The sequence below is a fragment of the Salmonella sp. SAL04202 genome (assembly GCF_046550775.1).
Taxonomy (GTDB): domain Bacteria; phylum Pseudomonadota; class Gammaproteobacteria; order Enterobacterales; family Enterobacteriaceae; genus Salmonella; species Salmonella enterica.
This window is the reverse complement of record NZ_JBGDXK010000003.1, coordinates 205,668-224,613: the sequence shown is the minus strand read 5'-3', so window position 1 is coordinate 224,613 and position 18,946 is coordinate 205,668. Positions and strand designations below refer to the sequence as shown.

19 protein-coding genes are annotated in these 18,946 nt (G+C 52.8%); 7 read left to right on the top strand and 12 right to left on the bottom strand.

Going from position 1 to position 18,946, the window contains the following annotated elements:
• Positions 1-20: 20 nt before the first annotated feature.
• The 5 genes from ACLJQJ_RS14870 to ACLJQJ_RS14850 all read left to right on the top strand — a co-directional run bounded on the left by ACLJQJ_RS14870 (position 21) and on the right by ACLJQJ_RS14850 (position 5,223).
• Positions 21-710 (top strand): DUF1120 domain-containing protein, encoded by a 690-nt coding sequence (locus tag ACLJQJ_RS14870; protein WP_039590255.1) that lies wholly within the window; start codon positions 21-23, stop codon positions 708-710.
• A gap of 47 nt (positions 711-757) precedes the next feature.
• Entirely contained in the window at positions 758-1,447 is a 690-nt protein-coding gene (locus ACLJQJ_RS14865; protein WP_063809583.1) for a DUF1120 domain-containing protein, read from the top strand.
• 77 nt (positions 1,448-1,524) lie between these two features.
• On the top strand, positions 1,525-2,232 hold the full coding sequence (stjC, locus tag ACLJQJ_RS14860) for a fimbrial biogenesis chaperone StjC (protein ID WP_063809584.1): 708 nt from the start codon (positions 1,525-1,527) through the stop codon (positions 2,230-2,232).
• Between the two features lie 13 nt (positions 2,233-2,245).
• Positions 2,246-4,654, top strand: a complete 2,409-nt coding sequence (locus ACLJQJ_RS14855; protein WP_045341644.1) for a fimbrial biogenesis outer membrane usher protein — start codon at positions 2,246-2,248, stop codon at positions 4,652-4,654.
• On the top strand, positions 4,651-5,223 hold the full coding sequence (locus ACLJQJ_RS14850; protein WP_063809585.1) for a hypothetical protein: 573 nt from the start codon (positions 4,651-4,653) through the stop codon (positions 5,221-5,223). Before ACLJQJ_RS14855 ends, ACLJQJ_RS14850 begins: the two co-directional genes overlap by 4 nt.
• A 37-nt stretch (positions 5,224-5,260) precedes the next feature.
• On the opposite strand, the gene deoD is transcribed toward ACLJQJ_RS14850, so the two are convergent.
• The 4 genes from deoD to deoC all read right to left on the bottom strand — a co-directional run bounded on the left by deoD (position 5,261) and on the right by deoC (position 9,690).
• On the bottom strand, positions 5,261-5,980 hold the full coding sequence (gene deoD, locus ACLJQJ_RS14845) for a purine-nucleoside phosphorylase (protein WP_000224864.1): 720 nt from the start codon (positions 5,978-5,980) through the stop codon (positions 5,261-5,263).
• Between the two features lie 209 nt (positions 5,981-6,189).
• A complete protein-coding gene (gene deoB, locus ACLJQJ_RS14840; protein WP_000816454.1) occupies positions 6,190-7,413 on the bottom strand; it encodes a phosphopentomutase in 1,224 nt (407 codons plus the stop codon).
• Between the two features lie 51 nt (positions 7,414-7,464).
• Entirely contained in the window at positions 7,465-8,787 is a 1,323-nt protein-coding gene (gene deoA / locus ACLJQJ_RS14835; protein WP_000477840.1) for a thymidine phosphorylase, read from the bottom strand.
• 123 nt (positions 8,788-8,910) lie between these two features.
• Positions 8,911-9,690: a deoxyribose-phosphate aldolase gene (gene deoC / locus ACLJQJ_RS14830; RefSeq protein ID WP_001519713.1), complete on the bottom strand. Its 780-nt coding sequence runs from the start codon at positions 9,688-9,690 to the stop codon at positions 8,911-8,913.
• A gap of 259 nt (positions 9,691-9,949) precedes the next feature.
• Here deoC and ACLJQJ_RS14825 point away from each other — a divergent pair, with 259 nt between their 5' ends.
• Positions 9,950-11,500 (top strand): YjjI family glycine radical enzyme, encoded by a 1,551-nt coding sequence (locus ACLJQJ_RS14825; protein WP_001111689.1) that lies wholly within the window; start codon positions 9,950-9,952, stop codon positions 11,498-11,500.
• Positions 11,472-12,335, top strand: coding sequence for a YjjW family glycine radical enzyme activase (locus ACLJQJ_RS14820; protein ID WP_063809586.1), 864 nt, complete (start codon positions 11,472-11,474; stop codon positions 12,333-12,335). Before ACLJQJ_RS14825 ends, ACLJQJ_RS14820 begins: the two co-directional genes overlap by 29 nt.
• Before the next feature lie 32 nt (positions 12,336-12,367).
• On the opposite strand, the gene ACLJQJ_RS14815 is transcribed toward ACLJQJ_RS14820, so the two are convergent.
• The 8 genes from ACLJQJ_RS14815 to ACLJQJ_RS14780 all read right to left on the bottom strand — a co-directional run bounded on the left by ACLJQJ_RS14815 (position 12,368) and on the right by ACLJQJ_RS14780 (position 18,852).
• Positions 12,368-13,141, bottom strand: a complete 774-nt coding sequence (locus ACLJQJ_RS14815; RefSeq protein WP_000119012.1) for a metal-dependent hydrolase — start codon at positions 13,139-13,141, stop codon at positions 12,368-12,370.
• The gene (locus tag ACLJQJ_RS14810) at positions 13,138-14,211 is read right to left on the bottom strand and encodes a patatin family protein (protein WP_000531540.1); all 1,074 of its coding nucleotides are present in this window, start codon (positions 14,209-14,211) and stop codon (positions 13,138-13,140) included. Before ACLJQJ_RS14810 ends, ACLJQJ_RS14815 begins: the two co-directional genes overlap by 4 nt.
• Before the next feature lie 123 nt (positions 14,212-14,334).
• A complete protein-coding gene (locus tag ACLJQJ_RS14805) occupies positions 14,335-14,496 on the bottom strand; it encodes a DUF1328 domain-containing protein (RefSeq protein WP_000490276.1) in 162 nt (53 codons plus the stop codon).
• A 128-nt stretch (positions 14,497-14,624) separates the two neighbouring features.
• Positions 14,625-15,242 (bottom strand): molecular chaperone OsmY, encoded by a 618-nt coding sequence (osmY, locus tag ACLJQJ_RS14800; protein WP_000178962.1) that lies wholly within the window; start codon positions 15,240-15,242, stop codon positions 14,625-14,627.
• Positions 15,243-15,643: 401 nt separating this feature from the next.
• On the bottom strand, positions 15,644-17,233 hold the full coding sequence (gene prfC, locus ACLJQJ_RS14795; protein WP_000175966.1) for a peptide chain release factor 3: 1,590 nt from the start codon (positions 17,231-17,233) through the stop codon (positions 15,644-15,646).
• Positions 17,234-17,324: 91 nt separating this feature from the next.
• Positions 17,325-18,002 (bottom strand): pyrimidine 5'-nucleotidase, encoded by a 678-nt coding sequence (yjjG, locus tag ACLJQJ_RS14790; RefSeq protein WP_000870686.1) that lies wholly within the window; start codon positions 18,000-18,002, stop codon positions 17,325-17,327.
• A gap of 21 nt (positions 18,003-18,023) precedes the next feature.
• The gene (rimI, locus tag ACLJQJ_RS14785) at positions 18,024-18,470 is read right to left on the bottom strand and encodes a ribosomal protein S18-alanine N-acetyltransferase (RefSeq protein ID WP_001092431.1); all 447 of its coding nucleotides are present in this window, start codon (positions 18,468-18,470) and stop codon (positions 18,024-18,026) included.
• Complete coding sequence (locus tag ACLJQJ_RS14780) at positions 18,415-18,852, bottom strand: DNA polymerase III subunit psi (RefSeq protein WP_000203998.1); 438 nt, start codon at positions 18,850-18,852, stop codon at positions 18,415-18,417. The genes rimI and ACLJQJ_RS14780 overlap by 56 nt, the downstream gene beginning before the upstream one ends.
• Positions 18,853-18,946: the final 94 nt, after the last annotated feature.

Genomic DNA, 18,946 nt, shown 5'->3' with positions numbered 1-18,946 from the left:
TTAATCGTTAGGGATTACTGATGAAAAAATTATTAATAGCGACCTCTGTCATAATAGGATTATCAACTTCAGCGCAAGCGGTTGAATCCACTGCTGTATTAAAACTGACTGGCGTTTTAACCAACGGCGCATGTATACCAGAGTTAAGTGATGGTGGCGTTGTAGATTTCGGTACCAAGGCCGTTAGCGATCTGCTGCCAACTCAGACGAATCAACTGGGATACAAAGATATAACACTCACGATTCAGTGCCTTGCACCGGCAAAAGTTGGCTGGGTCGCTACCGATAATCATGCCGATTCGGCGACAACGCTGACTATCGATAACGCAACATTTAGCGGTCAGAACAATAGAATACCAAACTATCAGCTAGGTCTGGGTACAACCGCAGATGGTATCAAGATTGGTGCATACGGCCTCTCCATAGACGCGAATAATTCGACCGTCGATGGAGTTAAGACGAAGATGCTAGCGTCAAATGATTCGAATCCTGGTGTCTGGGCTTTAGCATCAAACGAATACGTTGCGCTTACCAATACATTTCCAACCCGCAATACATATAGTGTTGGCGATGACAATGGCCCCGTCGCTTTTACCACCGCAACATTTCCTATACGCGTAGCTGCCGCTATACAGGGAACGGACACACTGGCTATTACCGATAACACCACGCTTGATGGTCAGGCGACCTTTACACTCGTATATCTGTAACTCCAGCATTCACGTGGAATATTCAACACCTCTTTAATGGAACTATAATGAAAAAAATTTTGCTTATTACTGCAATTGCAGCTTCCTTTGCTACAACCAGCGTGAATGCTGACACCACAGCCGTATTAAAAGTCACCGGTCAACTGGTTGTTGGTGGTTGTACCCCAGAACTCAGCGGCGGTGGCGTGGTTGATTACGGTACTATCCGCCTCGCCACACTTTCCGCAACCGATGTAAACCAACTGGGTACTAAAGATGTCTCGCTGAGTATCTCTTGTCCGTCTGCAACCAAAGCAGCATGGACTATTACCGATGACCGTGCGGACACCCACCCAGGCGCATCCGTTATCTCCATAGCCAATGGCAATATGACTAATGGTATAGTATCTGATACCACAATGTCCTACGGCGTTGGCAAAACAACCGAAGGTGTAAAAATCGGCGCGTTCTCTATTTATACCGATACCGCGAACGTTACCGCTGATGGTGTAAAATCTGACGCTATCTCAGGAACCGTTGATAGCCCAGTCTGGCAGAAGTCCACCACCGGGATTATCAAAAACGGCAATATGGAAATGTTTACCGTTGCTACAAAAGGCACCACCGAACCGGTTCCGTATACCCTTGCCATTTTCCCGCTGAAAACCTCACTGGCCATTCAGGATACTGCAACGCTGGCCATTACTGATGATACTGATCTGGATGGTCAGGCAACCATCACGCTTAAATATCTCTGATCCAGACCGTATAAAAAGGTTATTGATCTGTCTCCCTTATTATGGGGAGACAGATTAAAATTAAAGGACTAATCCTGATGCCAGCAGTGACTAAACTTCCATTATTATTACTCAGCGTCCCCTTTGTTTTTTCAACACTCTTTTCACAGGCTAACGCTGCCGGCATGGTACCGGAAACTACGCTACTGGTGATTGAAGAATCCACACACAGCGGCGTAATGAATGTTAAAAACACCGACAGCAATCCGGCTTTGTTATATACCACCATCGTTGATTTACCTGACGACAATGGTGTGAAGCTGGATGTCACTCAACCGGTTGTTCGCGTTGAAGCAGGCCAGCAGCAGCAACTACGCTTTATTATGGAAAGCACGGAACCGCTCACCGTCGAGCACTATAAGCGCGTCACGTTTGAAGGTATTCCTCCGAAATCTACCGATAAGGGAATGAAAATAGGTTTTAATCTACGCCAGGATTTGCCGGTATTAATTCGTCCTAAAAATCTACCGGTCGTTACCGATGCCTGGAAATTATTAACCTGGTCCAGAAACGGACAAACAATCAACGTCAAAAATCCGTCTCCCTACGTTGTACGTTTAGCCCAAAATATTACCTTCTTACCTTCCGGGGGCGAAGGCACGATTAAAAAAACCTATATTCTCCCCGGCGAAACATTGAACGTCAGTATAAAAACGCCCCTTGCTGCTGATACATCCGTACGTTTTTATCCTGCCAGCCGTTACGGCATTGAAGTCCCCAGCTTTACCTCACCGCTGGTGCCGTAATGAGAGCTAGCACGTGAAGTATTTAAAACTGCCGCTATACATCAAAACTGCGCTTTATTGCTCACTGGCGACCACGACGTTTTCAGCTCTGGCGGAGGAGCTGAATTTTGACATGGGTATTCTCACCTCCAGAGGCATTAGCCCCAACGTCGCACAATATTTTTCGCGCGCGCCGCGCTTTCTACCAGGCAGCCACACCGTCATGGTAAAGATCAATGGCGTAAATAGAGGGTCGTTGGTCGCGCGTTTCGACACAGAAGGCCAGCTTTGCGTGGATGACGATTTCCTCAGCGCCAGCGGGCTCGTACCGCTTAATATCAGCGCCAAAGAAACATGCCATAGCCTACAAGAAGATTATCCCTCAGCGATTATTACCCCACTGCCAAACAGTGAATCGCTGGAGCTTTTTGTTCCGGCGCAGGCTCTGGATAATAACTTACTCTCGCTAAACAACGTGATTAAAGGCGGCACCGCCGGGTTATTTAACTATAACCTGTACGCCAGTCGCAGCGAGTCATCCGGTAGCGATAGCCGAAACTATGCCCAGGCAAACCTTGAAGCTGGCTTAAACTTCGCGGAATGGACGCTGCGCAGCCGCTACATGCTGACGAATAATGATGGAGAATACCGTACCGATAGTCTATATACCTATGCGGAGCACGTATTTCAGGCACAAAAAATGCGTGCGCAAGTTGGGCAGATCAACGTCAACTCCAGTCTATTCAGTGGCGCGCCGATCAACGGCGTACAGCTTATCCCTGAACAAGGGCTGGCACAGGATACCCAAGGCGTAACCATTAACGGTATTGCCCGAACCCACCAGGCTCGCGTTGAAGTTCGTCAGTCCGGACAGATTATTTATACCGCACCAGTGAACGCTGGGGCATTTACCCTTGAAAATGTCCCCATCATACGCAGCAATACCGACCTTAACGTCAGCGTCGTTGAAACCGATGGCTCAACGACAACCTTCACGGTGCCGGCAGTATCTTTTAATTTACGCGAACTCACGCCCGCAGGCTTGACAATGTCCATAGGGCGCGTACGTGATACCACCAGCGACTATTCTCTCCCCTGGATCTATAACATCAGCGATGGTTGGAAACTGAGTGAAAACTGGCTGGCGCAGGCGTCTGGCGTACTGGCACAAGACTATCAAGCGGCAGGAGGTATGCTGCAATGGCTTCCAACCAACAAATGGACGTTTTCCGGCTCAATGCTGGGCAGTAAAGCGTCCTTTGGCGAATCTCTGCAGGGTGCGAAAAGTGAACTACGCGCCAGCATGGCGCTGCCCGGGGAAATTAGACTTGACGTCAGTACCGCCCGCTACAGCGACGGATACCGTGAGTTAACGGATGCGCTCAATAAAGATGCTTACGAATACCAAAGTAGCTCCAGTGCTAATATCGCCTGGAACCATAATCTGTTAGGTACCTTCTCACTGGGTTATTACACTTATCAGGCTACGGATAATGACAACGACTCTCGCAGCATAATGGCTTCCTGGGGCAAAACATTTAAATATGCCTCAATTACCGCTAACTGGCAGCACGCTGTTAATCAGGATGATGAGAATCATAACGGCAGTAATGATGATGATATGTTTTACATCAACATCAGCATTCCACTAGGTGAGCAGCGCGTCGGCGCTTATATGCGTAATCAAGGTGATAAAACAACCTACGGGCTACAAAATAATGGTTCGCTGAGTAAAGATACCCATTACTATATTTCTGCGGATCGTGATGCAAAAAACCAGCAAAATAGCTTCAATGGTAATCTCAATAGCAATCTCCATTACACTCAACTCAGCGTGGGCGGCGGCACTGATGGCGATAATTACCGCAACTATAACGCAACCTTCAGCGGGGGCATCGCTGCACACGAACATGGCATAACGTTCTCGCCTTACACCATCAAAAATACCTTTGCTATCGCACGCCTGAGTGAACCAGAAAGCGGCATTGAAATCGCCACGCCACAGGGGCGAATCTGGACTGACCGCTGGGGGCAGGCCGTCATTCCGGGGCTAACTGAATGGCGGAAATCCCGCGTAGAGGTTAATGCGAATACGCTACCAAAGAGTATGGAACTGGCAAACGGTATTAAGAATATTACCGTCGCGCACAGCGCTTTTAGGGTACTGGATTTCAACGTGCTGAATACACGCCGTGTGATGCTGACAGTAAAGCGTCCGGACGGCTCATGGCTACCTAAAGGCACCAGCATTGTAGATGAAAAAAATAACTATTTGGTCAGCGCTGTCGACAGCGGACGCGTATTTATCACCGATGTTGGGGATAATCCTGCGTTATATGCCGCTGATGATGATATGAATCGTCTGTGTCGCATCCACTACACGCTGCAGAAAACCCAGGATAAAGAGGCATTTTATGAAACGGCAAAGGGAGTCTGTCAATGAAATCCAACAGCAAATGGTTGGGGATTGCTATATGTTGTATCTTCACCGCACTACTCCCTCCATCAGCCCGGGCCGACGATGACTGCCAAATAACGTTTTCTTCGCCAAACGTCAGCTTTGGCTGGCTTAAGCAAGATGATATCGTCAATTCTCAGCAAGGCTGGAATCAAATGTCTTCACAGGAGGTTCACGTTAGTGTGAGTTGCCCAGAAAGCCAGAATATTGCTCTTTTTGTGCAGGCCTCAGCGGGGGAAAAGGGACGATTTTATTTTGGAAATAACGGTGGTCTCGCCGTACGTGTTAGTCAGATGACAGTAGATGGTAAAAGTTATCCTATTGCCAGCACCCTTGATAGAGTGAGCTTTGCTCCCAATGACAGTGCCCTGGATAGTCTGTTGCTACATAATAACAACGGTATCATCGCGATGGATAATAACCAGCAGGTCAGTGGGAAAATGATGAACGTCACGCTGACATTAACACCTGTCTTGAACGATAATCAATTTACGCATGCTACCGATACGGTCATGCTGGAAAGCAATTTACAGTGGGAAGTGCTGACGAAATAAACGATGAAGGGGGCCTGATCTGGCCCCCTTCACAATCTTACTCTTTATCGCCCAGCAGCACAGATTCCAGCGCGATTTTGATCATGTCGTTGAAGGTCGTCTGACGTTCAGCGGCAGTGGTCTGCTCGTGGGTACGGATATGGTCGGACACGGTGCAGATGGTCAGCGCTTTCGCGCCAAACTCAGCCGCAACGCCGTAGATGCCCGCCGCTTCCATCTCCACGCCCAGTACGCCGTATTTTTCCATCACGTCGAACATTTCGCCGTCCGGAGAATAGAACAGGTCTGCGGAGAACAAGTTGCCCACGCGCGCGTCTACGCCCAGCGCTTTTGCCGCGTCAACCGCGTTACGCACCATGTCGAAGTCAGCGATAGCCGCGAAGTCATGATCTTTAAAACGGATACGGTTCACTTTGGAGTCGGTGCAGGCACCCATACCGATCACCACGTCGCGCAGTTTGACGTCCATGCGCACAGCGCCGCAGGAGCCGACGCGAATGATTTTCTTCACGCCGAAATCGGTGATCAGCTCTTTGGTGTAGATGGAGCAGGACGGGATACCCATACCGTGGCCCATCACGGAGATCTTACGGCCTTTGTAAGTCCCGGTGAAACCTAACATGCCGCGAACGTTGTTCACTTCGCGAACATCTTCGAGGAAAGTCTCAGCAATGTGCTTCGCGCGCAGCGGGTCGCCCGGCATCAATACGACGTCAGCGAAATCACCCATTTCTGCATTAATATGTGGAGTTGCCATCTTCAGTTCCCTTTAAATTTGTTGTTATTGCCTGATGGCGGCTACGCCTTATCAGGCCTACAAAACGTGTGTTAAAACAGTGAAATACCCTAAGGATTTCGCGTTGCAGGAAGGCGACGAATTCGTGAATCCCCGGGAGCATAGATTAACTATGTGACCGGGGTGAGCGAATGAAGTCAACGCATCTACAGCGCGAAAGACAACGGGTATCACAGCATGTTTTTACCGTAGTCCATCGGCGATGTACCAAAGTAGGTCGCCAGCGTCTGGCCGATATCCGCGAAGGTTTCACGGTGACCTAAAGAGCCCGGTTTGACTTTCGGACCGTAGATCAGCACCGGAATGTGCTCACGGGTATGGTCAGTACCAGTCCAGCTCGGGTCACAGCCGTGGTCAGCGGTCAGGATCAGAATGTCATCTTCCCCCACCAGCTCCATCAGCTCCGGCAGACGGCGGTCAAACAGCTCCAGACCTGCGGCGTAGCCCGCGATGTCGCGACGGTGGCCCCAGGAAGAGTCGAAGTCGACGAAGTTAGTGAAGACGATGGTTTTATCGCCCGCTTCTTTCATCTCTTTGAGGGTCGCGTCGAACAGCGCGTCCAGACCGGTCGCTTTCACTTTCTTAGTGATGCCGCAGTTGGCGTAGATGTCGGCAATCTTACCGACGGACACCACGTGGCCCTGTTTTTCATCGACCAGTTTCTGCAGCACAGTCGGCGCTGGCGGTTCTACGGCCAGGTCGTGACGGTTGCCGGTACGCTGGAAGTTACCGGCCTTGTCGCCGATAAACGGACGCGCGATAACGCGGCCAATGTTGTAGCCGCCTTCGGTCAGCTCTTCACGGGCGATTTCGCACAGCTCGTAGAGTTTATCCAGGCCAAAGGTCTCTTCGTGGCAGGCAATCTGGAACACGGAGTCAGCGGAGGTGTAGAAAATCGGCTTGCCGGTTTTCATGTGCTCTTCGCCGAGCTGGTCCAGAATGACCGTACCGGAAGAGTGGCAGTTACCGAGATAGCCCGGCAGGTTGGCGCGTTTTACCAGCTTATCCAGCAGTTCCTGCGGGAAGCTGTTTTCGTGGTCGCTGAAATAGCCCCAGTCGAACAGCACCGGCACGCCGGCGATTTCCCAGTGGCCGGACGGCGTATCTTTGCCGGAGGACAGTTCGTGCGCCCATGCGTATGCGCCAATAACGTCCGCGTTGCCGTCCATGCCGGCGGCAATTTTACCGGTAGAGCCTTCATGCGCTTTCACCAGCCCCAGACGAGTCAGGTTAGGCAGATTCAACGGGCCCTTACGGCCATTGTCAGCTTCGCCTTTGGCGCAAGCTTCTGCGATGTGGCCCAGAGTGTCGGAACCTACGTCGCCAAAACGATCCGCGTCTTCAGTAGCGCCGATGCCGAATGAGTCCAGCACCATAATAAATGCACGTTTCATATCTTCTCCGTACTTAGTGCTTCAAAAATAATTGATCAGATCAGTATACAACTATTCAGTAATTCGACGATAGACCGAAGGTGTGCTTGCTGGCGCTTTATCGTCAAGGATAATTGCCGCTTTGACGGCCTTCGCCGCTTCCTGCCAACTGGTTTCGTCTTTGGCATGAATCACCGCCAGCGGACGCTGCCCGTCGATGCTGTCGCCCAGACGAGCCATGTCGGTAAAGCCAACGCTGTAATCAATGGTATCAGACGCCTGACGACGCCCACCGCCCATCGAGACGACCGCCATCCCCAGCGCACGCGTATCCATTGCGCTAATAAACCCTTCGGTATCAGCATATACCGCTTTGCTCAACATGGCGGTCGGCAGGTATTTATCGTAGTTCTCAACGAAATCGCTTGGCCCTTTCTGCGCGGCCACCATACGACCAAAGACTTCTGCCGCTTTACCGTTATCCAGCACCGCCTGCAGTTTGGCTCGCGCTTCGGCGTCGTCTTTCGCCAGCTGACCGGAGATCAGCATCTCCACGCATAGCGCCATGGTAACGTCAAACAAGCGCGGATTGCGGTATTCACCGGTCAGGAACTGCACGGCTTCACGCACTTCCACCGCGTTACCGGCGCTTGAAGCCAGCACCTGGTTCATATCGGTTAACAACGCCGTAGTGCGAACTCCCGCGCCATTTGCCACGCCGACAATCGCTTCAGCAAGGGCTTCAGAAAGTTCATAGGTTGGCATAAACGCGCCGCTGCCGACTTTTACGTCCATTACCAGCGCATCCAGCCCTTCGGCCAGTTTCTTGGCGAGGATGGAACCGGTGATCAGCGGAATAGAGTCCACCGTCGCGGTAATATCGCGGGTGGCGTAAAAACGTTTGTCCGCCGGTGCAAGCGAGCTGGTTTGCCCAATAATCGCCACACCCACGTCTTGAATAATTTCGCGGAAACGGTTGTCGTCCGGGAAGATATCGAAGCCCGGGATCGCTTCCAGTTTGTCGAGCGTACCGCCGGTATGTCCGAGGCCGCGACCGGAGATCATCGGCACATAACCGCCGCAGGCCGCTACCATTGGCCCCAGCATCAGAGACGTCACGTCCCCTACGCCGCCGGTCGAATGCTTATCGACAATCGGGCCATTGAGATTCAGGCTTTTCCAGTCAAGGACAGTACCGGAATCCCGCATCGCCATGGTCAGCGAAACACGCTCCGGCATGGTCATATCGTGGAAGAAGATGGTCATCGCCAGGGCGGCAATCTGCCCTTCAGAGATAGTATTGTCACGAATACCATTGATAAAGAAACGAATTTCTTCGTCACTCAACGCATGACCATCACGCTTTTTACGAATAATTTCTTGTGCGAGAAACACGGTACCCTCCTGAGGGAAAAGAGTAGAAGGCTTACATCGCCGGATGGTGGCTAACGCCTTATCCGGCCTACAGGCCTGGATTTGTAGGCCGGATAAGCACAGCGCCATCCGGCAAATCAGAGCTTAGTAGCTGCTGGCGCTCTTACCGTCGCCGTGACCCAGCGCTTTCAGCAGGCTTGCCAGCAGGCTGGATGCGCCAAAGCGGTAGTGACGAGAATCTGCCCAGTCAGCGCCAAACAGTTCGTCTGCAATCGCGAGGAATTTCTGCGCGTCTTCCGCCGTACGTACGCCGCCCGCCGGTTTGAAGCCAACGGTTTTGGAAACGCCCATGTCGCGGATCACTTCCATCATGATGCGCGCGCTTTCCGGCGTAGCGTTTACCGGCACTTTACCGGTAGAGGTTTTGATGAAATCCGCACCGGCTTTGATGGAGATTTCAGAGGCTTTGCGAATCAGCGCCTCTTCTTTCAGCTCGCCGGTTTCGATGATCACTTTCAGCAATACGTTCGCTGCGGCACAAGCGTCTTTACAGGCTTTTACCAGGTCAAAACCCACCTGCTCGTTACCGGCGATCAACGCGCGGTACGGGAATACCACGTCCACTTCGTCAGCGCCGTAGGCGATCGCCGCACGGGTTTCCGCCAGCGCAATATCGATGTCATCATTGCCATGCGGGAAGTTAGTCACCGTTGCAATGCGGATGTCCGGCGTACCTTGTTCTTTCAGAGTCTTACGCGCAATCGGGATAAAACGCGGGTAAATACAAATCGCCGCCGTATTCCCGACCGGGGTTTTTGCCTGATGACACAACGCGATCACTTTTTCATTGGTGTCGTCATCGTTCAGAGTGGTCAGATCCATCAGTTTGAGCGCACGCAGGCTGCTTGCTTTTAAATCAGTCATGACATTCTCCAACGGCATTGCCGTATAAAATTTCACCTTGCGAGTCTGTTAATATTCTAACATTCACTCGCGATTACACTTCGATATACATCACAGTTAATGAAAACTACGTACAAATTTGCATTACTGTAATGAGATCTGAATCAAATTATCCCGCCGTCACCGCCTGTTCTTCGAGCGATAAGCGCATCAGGATCAAAGTCGGTTTGCCGCCATTTTCTACAATAGCGCATCGTCCCGGCATAAAGAGGAAACGAAGATGCCTGCCTCATGCGAAACTGCGCTCCAGCAGCGTTGCCAGCAAATTGTGACCAGCCCGGTGCTCACGCCTGAACAAAAACGCCATTTTCTGGCGCTGGAAGCTGAAAACGCCCTGCCTTATCCCACCCTGCCGGAAGATGCCCGCCAGGCGCTGGATGAAGGCGTCATTTGCGATATGTTTGAGGGGCACGCCCCCTTCAAACCACGCTACGTGTTGCCCGATTACGCCCGATTTCTGGCTAACGGTTCACAGTGGCTGGAACTGGAAGGCGCGAAAGATCTGGATGATGCGTTATCCCTACTCACCATTCTGTATCATCACGTTCCTTCCGTGACGTCCATGCCGGTTTATCTCGGCCAGCTTGATGCGTTGCTGCAACCGTATGTTAGAATTCTAACACAAGATGCGATCGATATTCGAATAAAACGTTTCTGGCGTTATCTCGACAGAACGCTGCCAGACGCCTTTATGCATGCCAATATTGGCCCTGCCGATACGCCTGTCACACGAGCGATTTTGCGCGCCGATGCCGAGCTAAAGCAGGTGGCGCCTAACCTGACGTTTATCTACGATGCGGAAATTACGCCGGACGATCTGCTGCTGGAGGTCGCCAAAAACATTTGCGAATGCAGTAAGCCACACATTTCCAACGGCCCTGTAAATGATAAAATTTTCACAAAAGGCCATTATGGCATCGTCAGTTGTTATAACTCGCTACCGCTTGGCGGCGGCGGCAGTACGCTGGTACGTCTCAACCTGAAAGCCGTGGCAGAACGCAGTACGTCTGTCGATGACTTCTTTTCACGCACGCTACCGCACTACTGCCGACAGCAGATCGCCATCATTAATTCACGATGTGAATTCCTCTATGAAAAGTCACATTTCTTTGAGAATAGCTTTCTTGTACAGGAAGGTTTGATCGATCCCGAACGTTTTGCGCCGATGTTCGGTATGTACGGGCTGGCGGAAGCCGTGAACCTGCTGTGCGAAAACGCGGGCCTGACCGCCCGTTACGGCAAGAATGATACGGCGAACGAGCTGGGCTACCGTATTAGCACCCAACTGGCGGATTTCGTCGAAAATACGCCAGTGAAGTATGGCTGGAAGCAACGGGCGCTGCTCCATGCCCAGTCTGGCATCAGTTCCGATATTGGCACTACGCCGGGCGCACGTTTGCCGTATGGCGATGAACCGGACCCTATCACCCATCTGCAAACCGTCGCGCCGCACCATGCCTTTTACCATGCCGGGATCAGCGACATTCTGACGCTGGACGAAACCATCAAGCGTAATCCGCAGGCGCTGGTTCAGCTTTGTCTTGGCGCGTTCAAAGCCGGGATGCGGGAATTTACTGCCAATGTCAGCGGCAACGATCTGGTGCGCGTCACCGGTTATATGGTGCGCCTGTCGGATCTGGCGAAATTTCGCGCCGAAGGCTCGCGCACGAATACCACCTGGCTGGGAGAAGAAGCCGCACGTAATACCCGCATCCTGGAACGACAGCCACGCGTAGTCAGCCATGAACAACAGATGCGCTTTAGTCAGTAAGATCATTGCGTTTTCCTGCGTCGATGGGCCAGGCAGCCGCCTGGCATTATTCTTACAGGGCTGCAATTTGCGCTGCAAGAATTGCCATAACCCGTGGACGATGGGACGCTGTAACGACTGCGGGGAATGCGTATCGCAGTGTCCGCATCACGCCCTCAGCGTTGATGGCGGGAAAGTGGTATGGCGGTCGGACGTCTGCGAGCAGTGCGATACCTGCCTGAAAATGTGCCCACAGCAGGCAACGCCAATGGCGCAGACCATGAGCGTTGACGATGTGCTGCGTCATATTCGTAAAGCATCGCTGTTTATTGAAGGTATTACCATCAGCGGCGGAGAGGCGACCACGCAATTACCGTTTATTGTGGCGCTATTTACGGCGATCAAAGCCGATCCGCAGTTACAACGGCTGACCTGTCTGGTGGACAGTAATGGTCAGTTAAGCGAGACCGGCTGGCAGAAACTACTGCCGGTTTGCGACGGCGTAATGCTCGATCTGAAAGCCTGGAAGAGCGAGTGTCATCACCGTCTGACCGGACGTGATAACACGCATATTAAGCACAGTATCCGCTTTCTTGCTGCGCGGGGAAAACTGGCGGAGCTGCGGTTGCTGGTTATCCCGGGTCAGGTGGACTATGCGGCGTATATCGATTCACTGGCGGCGTTTATTACTTCGCTGGGCGAGGTTCCGGTGCGTTTGAATGCCTTTCATGCGCACGGCGTCTATGGCGAAGCGAAAGCCTGGCCAGGCGCGACGCCGCAAGAGGTGGAACGGCTGGCAGACGGATTGCGCGCGCGTGGGGTGGCGAAGCTGATTTTGCCGGCGCTATATTTGTAACCGTCGCCTGCCGGACGGCGGCTGCGATGCCATCAGAGCCGAAACAAGGTAATGGTATTGCGATACAGCGTATCGGCTATCACCTCTGCGGGCTCCGGACGTAATTCGCAGAGCGCATCAAATACGCGCGCCGCCTGCTCCGGGCGATTCGGCTGCCCCTGAAACCCCTTTAGCGGCATATCCGGCGCATCGGTCTCCAGCAACAGCGCGTCCAGCGGCAACCGCGCCATAACATCACGGGTTTTACTGGCGCGCGGGTAGGTGATGGTGCCGCCGACGCCGATTTTATAGCCCAGTCGCACAAAGCGTTCGGCCTGTTGCAGACTGCCGGCAAAACCATGCACCACACCGGTTCGCGGTAGATCCTGGCGCTTTAAGTGCATCGCCAGTTTGTCATGCGTGCGCCGCGAGTGCAGGATCACCGGCAGATCGTAGCGTTTTGCCAGTTGCAGTTGCGCGTCTAACAATCGCTCTTGCCTGGCGAACTGCGGATCGTCGCGATAGAGATCGAGACCGATCTCGCCTACCGCCACGACGTTCTGTTGTTGCGCCAGCGCCTGTTGCAGCTTATCAGGATCGTCATCGGCATGACGCTCAATCACAATGGGGTGCAATCCCAGCGCAGCATAAAGCGACGGGAAACGCGCCGCCAGCGCCAGCACGCGGGGAAAGTGCGCCGCCTCGGTCGCCGGCACGATAATTTTTTCAACGCCCGCCTCACAGGCACGCTGAATACTGGCGCGCTCATCGCCCGTAAAGGGCGGGAAATCAAAATGGCAATGTGTATCGATAAAGCGCCAGCTCACGCCAGATCCTCGTCGGTAAATGTGGTGTCGTTTGCCTGCGGCGCGCTAATGACCTCCGCCACATGCGTATCATTGGCCACCGGCGCCGGAGGCACGACCACCGTTTCTGGCACAGCAATCCGCGACGTATGGCGCAGGAGAGGCGGCGTTGCGGCGAGCAATTTACCAACGGTGGCAAGGAAATAACGCCCGCATAATTGCCCGGTTTTGTAATCCTCACGCAGCGCCGGGATACGGCTGCCCAGCGCCATGCTGTGCAGCGGTTTCGGCGGATAAATTTCAATGATCCGCAGCTTACCCGGCGGCTTTTCAATAAATTGTTGGATCGCGCTGTAGGACGTTTCATGATGCTGCACCAGGTTGACCAACGGCTGTAGACTGCTCTCTCCCAGCCAGCGCTCCATACGCTTAAACCACTGCGGCGTGTAATACATTTGCGAGGGTACGGTGCGGATCACCACAATGGTTTTCGCCCCCCGCTTTGCCGCCTCCTGAACCGGAATGGCGTCGCTAATGCCACCGTCCAGATAGTTGATGCCCTCTAACGTAACGCCGGTACGGTAGAAACCCGGTATGGCGCTGGAGGCGCGAATGATATCAAGCCAGTTTTGTTTTGTCGGCGAGAAATAGCCCGGCGTGTAATCATCCCCCCGGCAGGCGCACATATAAAAGGATTTTCCGCTGTCGAACAGGCGCGCTGCGGTATCCATCTGCAGCGGCATCCGGGCGGCGGTGGACTCCACCAGCCAGTCGAGGTCAATAAGGTTTCCTCCGCGTACAAATCGCAGCGGATCAAAAAATTCGCGCCTGGTGGTATAGCGCATAATAACTTTGCGCCCGTAGCCGGGCTGGTTGCAGAGATACGCCGAGAGATTTTGCGCACCGGCTGATGTGCCGAAGTAGAGATGGAAAGGATTAAACTGCGCACGCATAAACTCATCCAGCACGCCTGCGGTAAAGATGCCCCGCTGCCCCCCGCCCTCACAGACCAGCGCCATACGGCCTGGCCGGAACGGTGTTAATGATAACGGCGCAATATTGCCGAGCGTAACCGGTATTCGCTGGCCCACCTCTGCCTTCCTGTTTTTCATTTTTTTCCAGGCTGACAAGGTAACGCAAAACGTTAACGGCTAAAACCGTAAAAGCCAGTCCGCTGGACTGGCTTGATAGCAATATATCTTTACAGATGCCTGCTAGGGTCGTTTACGGCCCATGAACAGGCTGACCAGGAAGAGCACGATCCCGACGACGAAGACGATTTTCGCCGCGCCGGCAGCCGTACCAGCCAGTCCACCAAAACCCAATGCGGCGGCAATTAACGCGATAACCAGAAATATAATGCCCCAACGAAACATAAGCCTCTCCTTTACCATAGTTAATGTCGACCGCTAAATATGAGCGCTCAGGCTACTCATTCGCGATATTTTTAGTGTGGTGCACATTACGCCTCCCGACAAACGTCGGGAGGACGAATTACGACGAATTACTGAACTTTCAGATCGTTTTTAACACTTTTTACGCCATCAACGGCTTTCGCGATGCTTTCAGCGCGGTCGCTTTGTTCCTGAGTTTCAACGGTACCGGAGAGCTGTACGACGCCATCGGTCGTTTCCACTTTCACTTTACGGGAAGGGACGAGATCGTCCGCCAGCAACTTGGCTTTGACTTCACTGGTCGTGGCCGTATCGCCGGCATAACCTTTCACGGAACCATCTTTATTGTCGCGAACGTGAAGTTTGTCGCTAACGGAGGTCACGCCTTCTACGCCTTTCGCCACTTTCACGGCGGCTTCAGCCTGCGCCTGGCTTTCTACAAAGCCGCTCAGGGTGACGACTTTCTGATTGGTTTCGACAGAAATATCGGTGCTTTTAATATTGTCATGGTCTACCAGCGCAGCTTTTACTTTCGCAGTGATGGCGCTGTCATCCATGAAGTTACCGACTTTATTCATAGAGCTATCGACTTTTTGCCCTGCGGTTTCGGTTCCGCTTTGCGCCTTGTCCGTTGTTGCGTTTTCTGCAAAGGCAGAACCTGTCGCAACAGCAGAGGTCAACATTACGGCCAGCAGAGTTTTAGAAATCTTCAGTCTTGTCATAGTCATCGATTTTGTCCTGTATAGTTTGCTCGTAATTTGAGCTCAGGCAACACGAGGTTGCATTGCTGAATGCGGTGAAACTCACCGGTTTCTGAAGTCAATGACTGGCATCACATTCGTGAATTTGTAACGACGCGTCGCCTGCCACCCTTCCGTTTCAGTTATTAATATCGTGACTGAAACAAATCTCAGCTTTAAGCTCTCATATTCACGCATTGAACAGGCATTAAAGCCGACATTTATGTCATCACTTTGTTAAATATAGATCACAATTTTAAAATCGCTTGTCGGTGCGTATAAAAAACAGGCAGATCGGAGAAAAAACGCGGGATTTAAGAACATTCCGTAAGCGGTTAAAAAGGCAGGGAAAGTACGAAGGCGCGGCGGATGCCGCGCCCGGAAAGGGATCAGTGTTCGCGCGTTTTACGGAACTGAACGTCAGGGTAACGTTCCTGGGTCAGGTTCAGGTTAACCATTGTTGGGGCGATATAGGTGAGGTTGTCGCCGCCATCCAGCGCCAGTTGCGTTTCATTCTTACGCTTAAACTCTTCGAATTTCTTCGCATCGGTGCTTTCCACCCAGCGCGCCGTCGCCACGTTGACGGATTCATAAATCGCCTCAACGTTGTATTCGCTTTTCAGGCGCGCGACAACCACGTCAAACTGCAAAACGCCCACGGCGCCGACAATCAGATCGTTGTTGGAGATGGGACGGAATACCTGCACCGCCCCCTCTTCAGAAAGCTGCACCAGCCCTTTCAGTAGCTGCTTCTGCTTGAGCGGATCTTTCAGGCGAATACGACGGAACAGTTCCGGCGCAAAGTTCGGGATACCGGTAAACTTCATCATCTCGCCCTGGGTGAAGGTATCGCCGATCTGAATGGTGCCGTGGTTATGCAGACCCAAAATATCGCCCGGGTACGCTTCTTCAACGTGCGAACGGTCGCCCGCCATAAAAGTTAACGCGTCGGAAATCACCACATCTTTGCCGGTACGGACCTGGCGTAGCTTCATGCCCTTCTCATACTTACCGGAAACCACGCGCATAAACGCCACTCGGTCGCGGTGTTTCGGGTCCATATTGGCCTGAATTTTAAAGACAAAACCGGTGAATTTCTCTTCCGAGGCTTCCACTGTGCGGGTATCGGTTTGACGCGGCATCGGCGCGGGCGCCCACGCCACTAAACCATCCAGCATATGGTCAACGCCAAAGTTACCCAGCGCGGTACCGAAAAATACCGGGGTAATTTCCCCTGCCAGGAACAGCTCTTCATCAAACTCGTTAGACGCGCCCTGCACCAGTTCCAGCTCGTCGCGCAGCTGCTGCGCCAGATCTTCACCGACGGCAGCGTCCAGATCCGGGTTATTCAGCCCTTTAACGATGCGCACTTCCTGAATGGTGTGGCCCTTACCGGTCTGATACAGATAAGTTTCATCTTTATAAAGGTGATAAACGCCCTTAAACAGCTTGCCGCAGCCAATCGGCCAGGTGATCGGCGCGCAGCCGATTTTCAGCTCGTTCTCGACTTCATCCAGCAGCTCCATCGGGTCGCGGATGTCACGGTCGAGTTTGTTCATAAAGGTCAGGATCGGCGTATCGCGCAGACGGGTAACTTCCATCAGCTTACGAGTCCTGTCTTCAACACCTTTTGCGGCGTCGATCACCATCAGACAGCAGTCCACCGCCGTCAGGGTACGGTAGGTATCTTCGGAGAAGTCTTCGTGCCCCGGGGTGTCCAGCAGGTTCACCAGACAGTCGTGATACGGGAACTGCATCACCGAGGTGGTGATAGAGATACCACGCTGTTTTTCCATCTCCATCCAGTCAGATTTTGCATGTTGGCTGGAGCCACGGCCTTTTACCGTACCGGCGGTCTGAATCGCCTGTCCGAACAGCAACACTTTTTCGGTAATGGTGGTTTTACCGGCGTCCGGGTGAGAAATAATGGCAAAAGTGCGGCGTTTGGCCACCTCTTGCAAATAAGGAGACAACGTCATAGTCAAATCTTCTTGAGTAAGCGCGGCGTTTGACCACGCATGTTGAATACGAAAAATGCGGCTATTTTACCCATCAACCTGGGGGAGGCAATCAGTGTTTACACAGGAGCTGCTCCAGTTCGCTTAATGACGCCACAGTCCAGGTTGGATGAATACCCGCAGGCTGCTCGCGATGATGCGCGTTAAGCCAGCAGGTCGACAGCCCGGCGTTAATGCCGCCAAGAATATCGGACTCCGCGGTATCGCCAACCATTAATACGCGCGAGCGGTCAGGATTCCCCGCCTGCTCCAGGGCGTAGTTAAAGATTTTCGGATCGGGCTTCGCGACGCCAACCTGCTCGGAAATCACCAGCAGATCGAAATACTCGCGCAGCCCGGTGCGCTCCAGACGAGTTTGTTGTAGCGCGGTAAAACCGTTAGTAATAATACCGATTTTAGCCTGCCCGCGAATCGCATTAAGTAGCGAAACGGCGCCCGGCAAAGGAGAACAGATCTCCGCCATCGCACTAATAAATGCGTCATTCAGCAGCCCCGGCGCAACGTTTAGCCGTTCAGCCCAACTTTGAAAGCGCGCGTGCTGCAATTGTAATGAGGTAATCGCGCCGTTCTGATAATCCACCCATAGCGGCTTATTCACGGCCTGGTAATCCTGGAAATCCTCAGCGGTAAAGGTGACGCTATAGTCAAGGAACATCCGCTGTAAGCCGGTGAAAGAATCAAACGTAAACAGCGTTTCATCGGCATCAAAGAAAATCCAGTCCCACTTCATCATTACACCTTGCCTCTTTTATTACATGCTTATCGGTAACGCCATGATGATGGCGTCCTCATGCCCTTGTGCCGTGGGATAGTAATTGCGGCGAATCGTCGCCTCGTTAAACCCCAGACTTTCATACAGCGCGATGGCGGCAGCGTTAGAGGCGCGTACCTCCAGCCATAGCGTTACAACACCGCGTTTTTCCAGTTCATCAATCAGATGCTCAAGCAGCATACGCCCCAGCCCCCGACGCTGAAAATCCGGATCGACGGCAATATTGAACAGCGTCGCTTCGTCCAGCACCACCTGTGTAATGGCAAACGCGGCCATTCTGTCATCAGCGGTCAGCTTAAGGTTGAGATACCGTTCACCCAGGTTGCCGAAAAACGTTTTTTCGCTCCACGGAAACGCATGAGCGCGTTGCTCAATCTGCCAGGCTGCGGGGAGATCGGTCGTGCTGAGGATAGAAATCGTGTTCATGTTCGCAGATTTGTTGCCATAGTGCGGCGCGTGCCGCCGGGTTTGCCCGGAGTTCATTAAACGCCGGCGTCGTGACCTGAGCGCCTTCGAGTTGGAGCGGCGCGTCAGTTCCTAACCGCCAGCTATTACAACGGCTGCCCTGCGGCAGCATGGCGACGCGCTCAGGCGTCAGCGGTAAAACCTGATCGGGACTCACGGTCAACGCGCGTAAGATATCGCGCATTAGCGGCTCGTTCAGCGCGGGTAATTCCTCTGCAACCACGATCAGACGAACGTGCGCGGGAAGGGAAATCGCAATCTCGCCCTGTAGCGCGCCAGGACGTCGCAGCGCCCACTGCGTAATACCCAGTTGCTGTAACTGCCAGTCTCGTCGGGATGTCATAGCGAAACGCTCCTGTAATCAGGGGCGCAAATATAGCAAATCTGTCGAATCTCCGCCATCAAACTACTATAATCGCCGCCAGTCTGAATTAAGG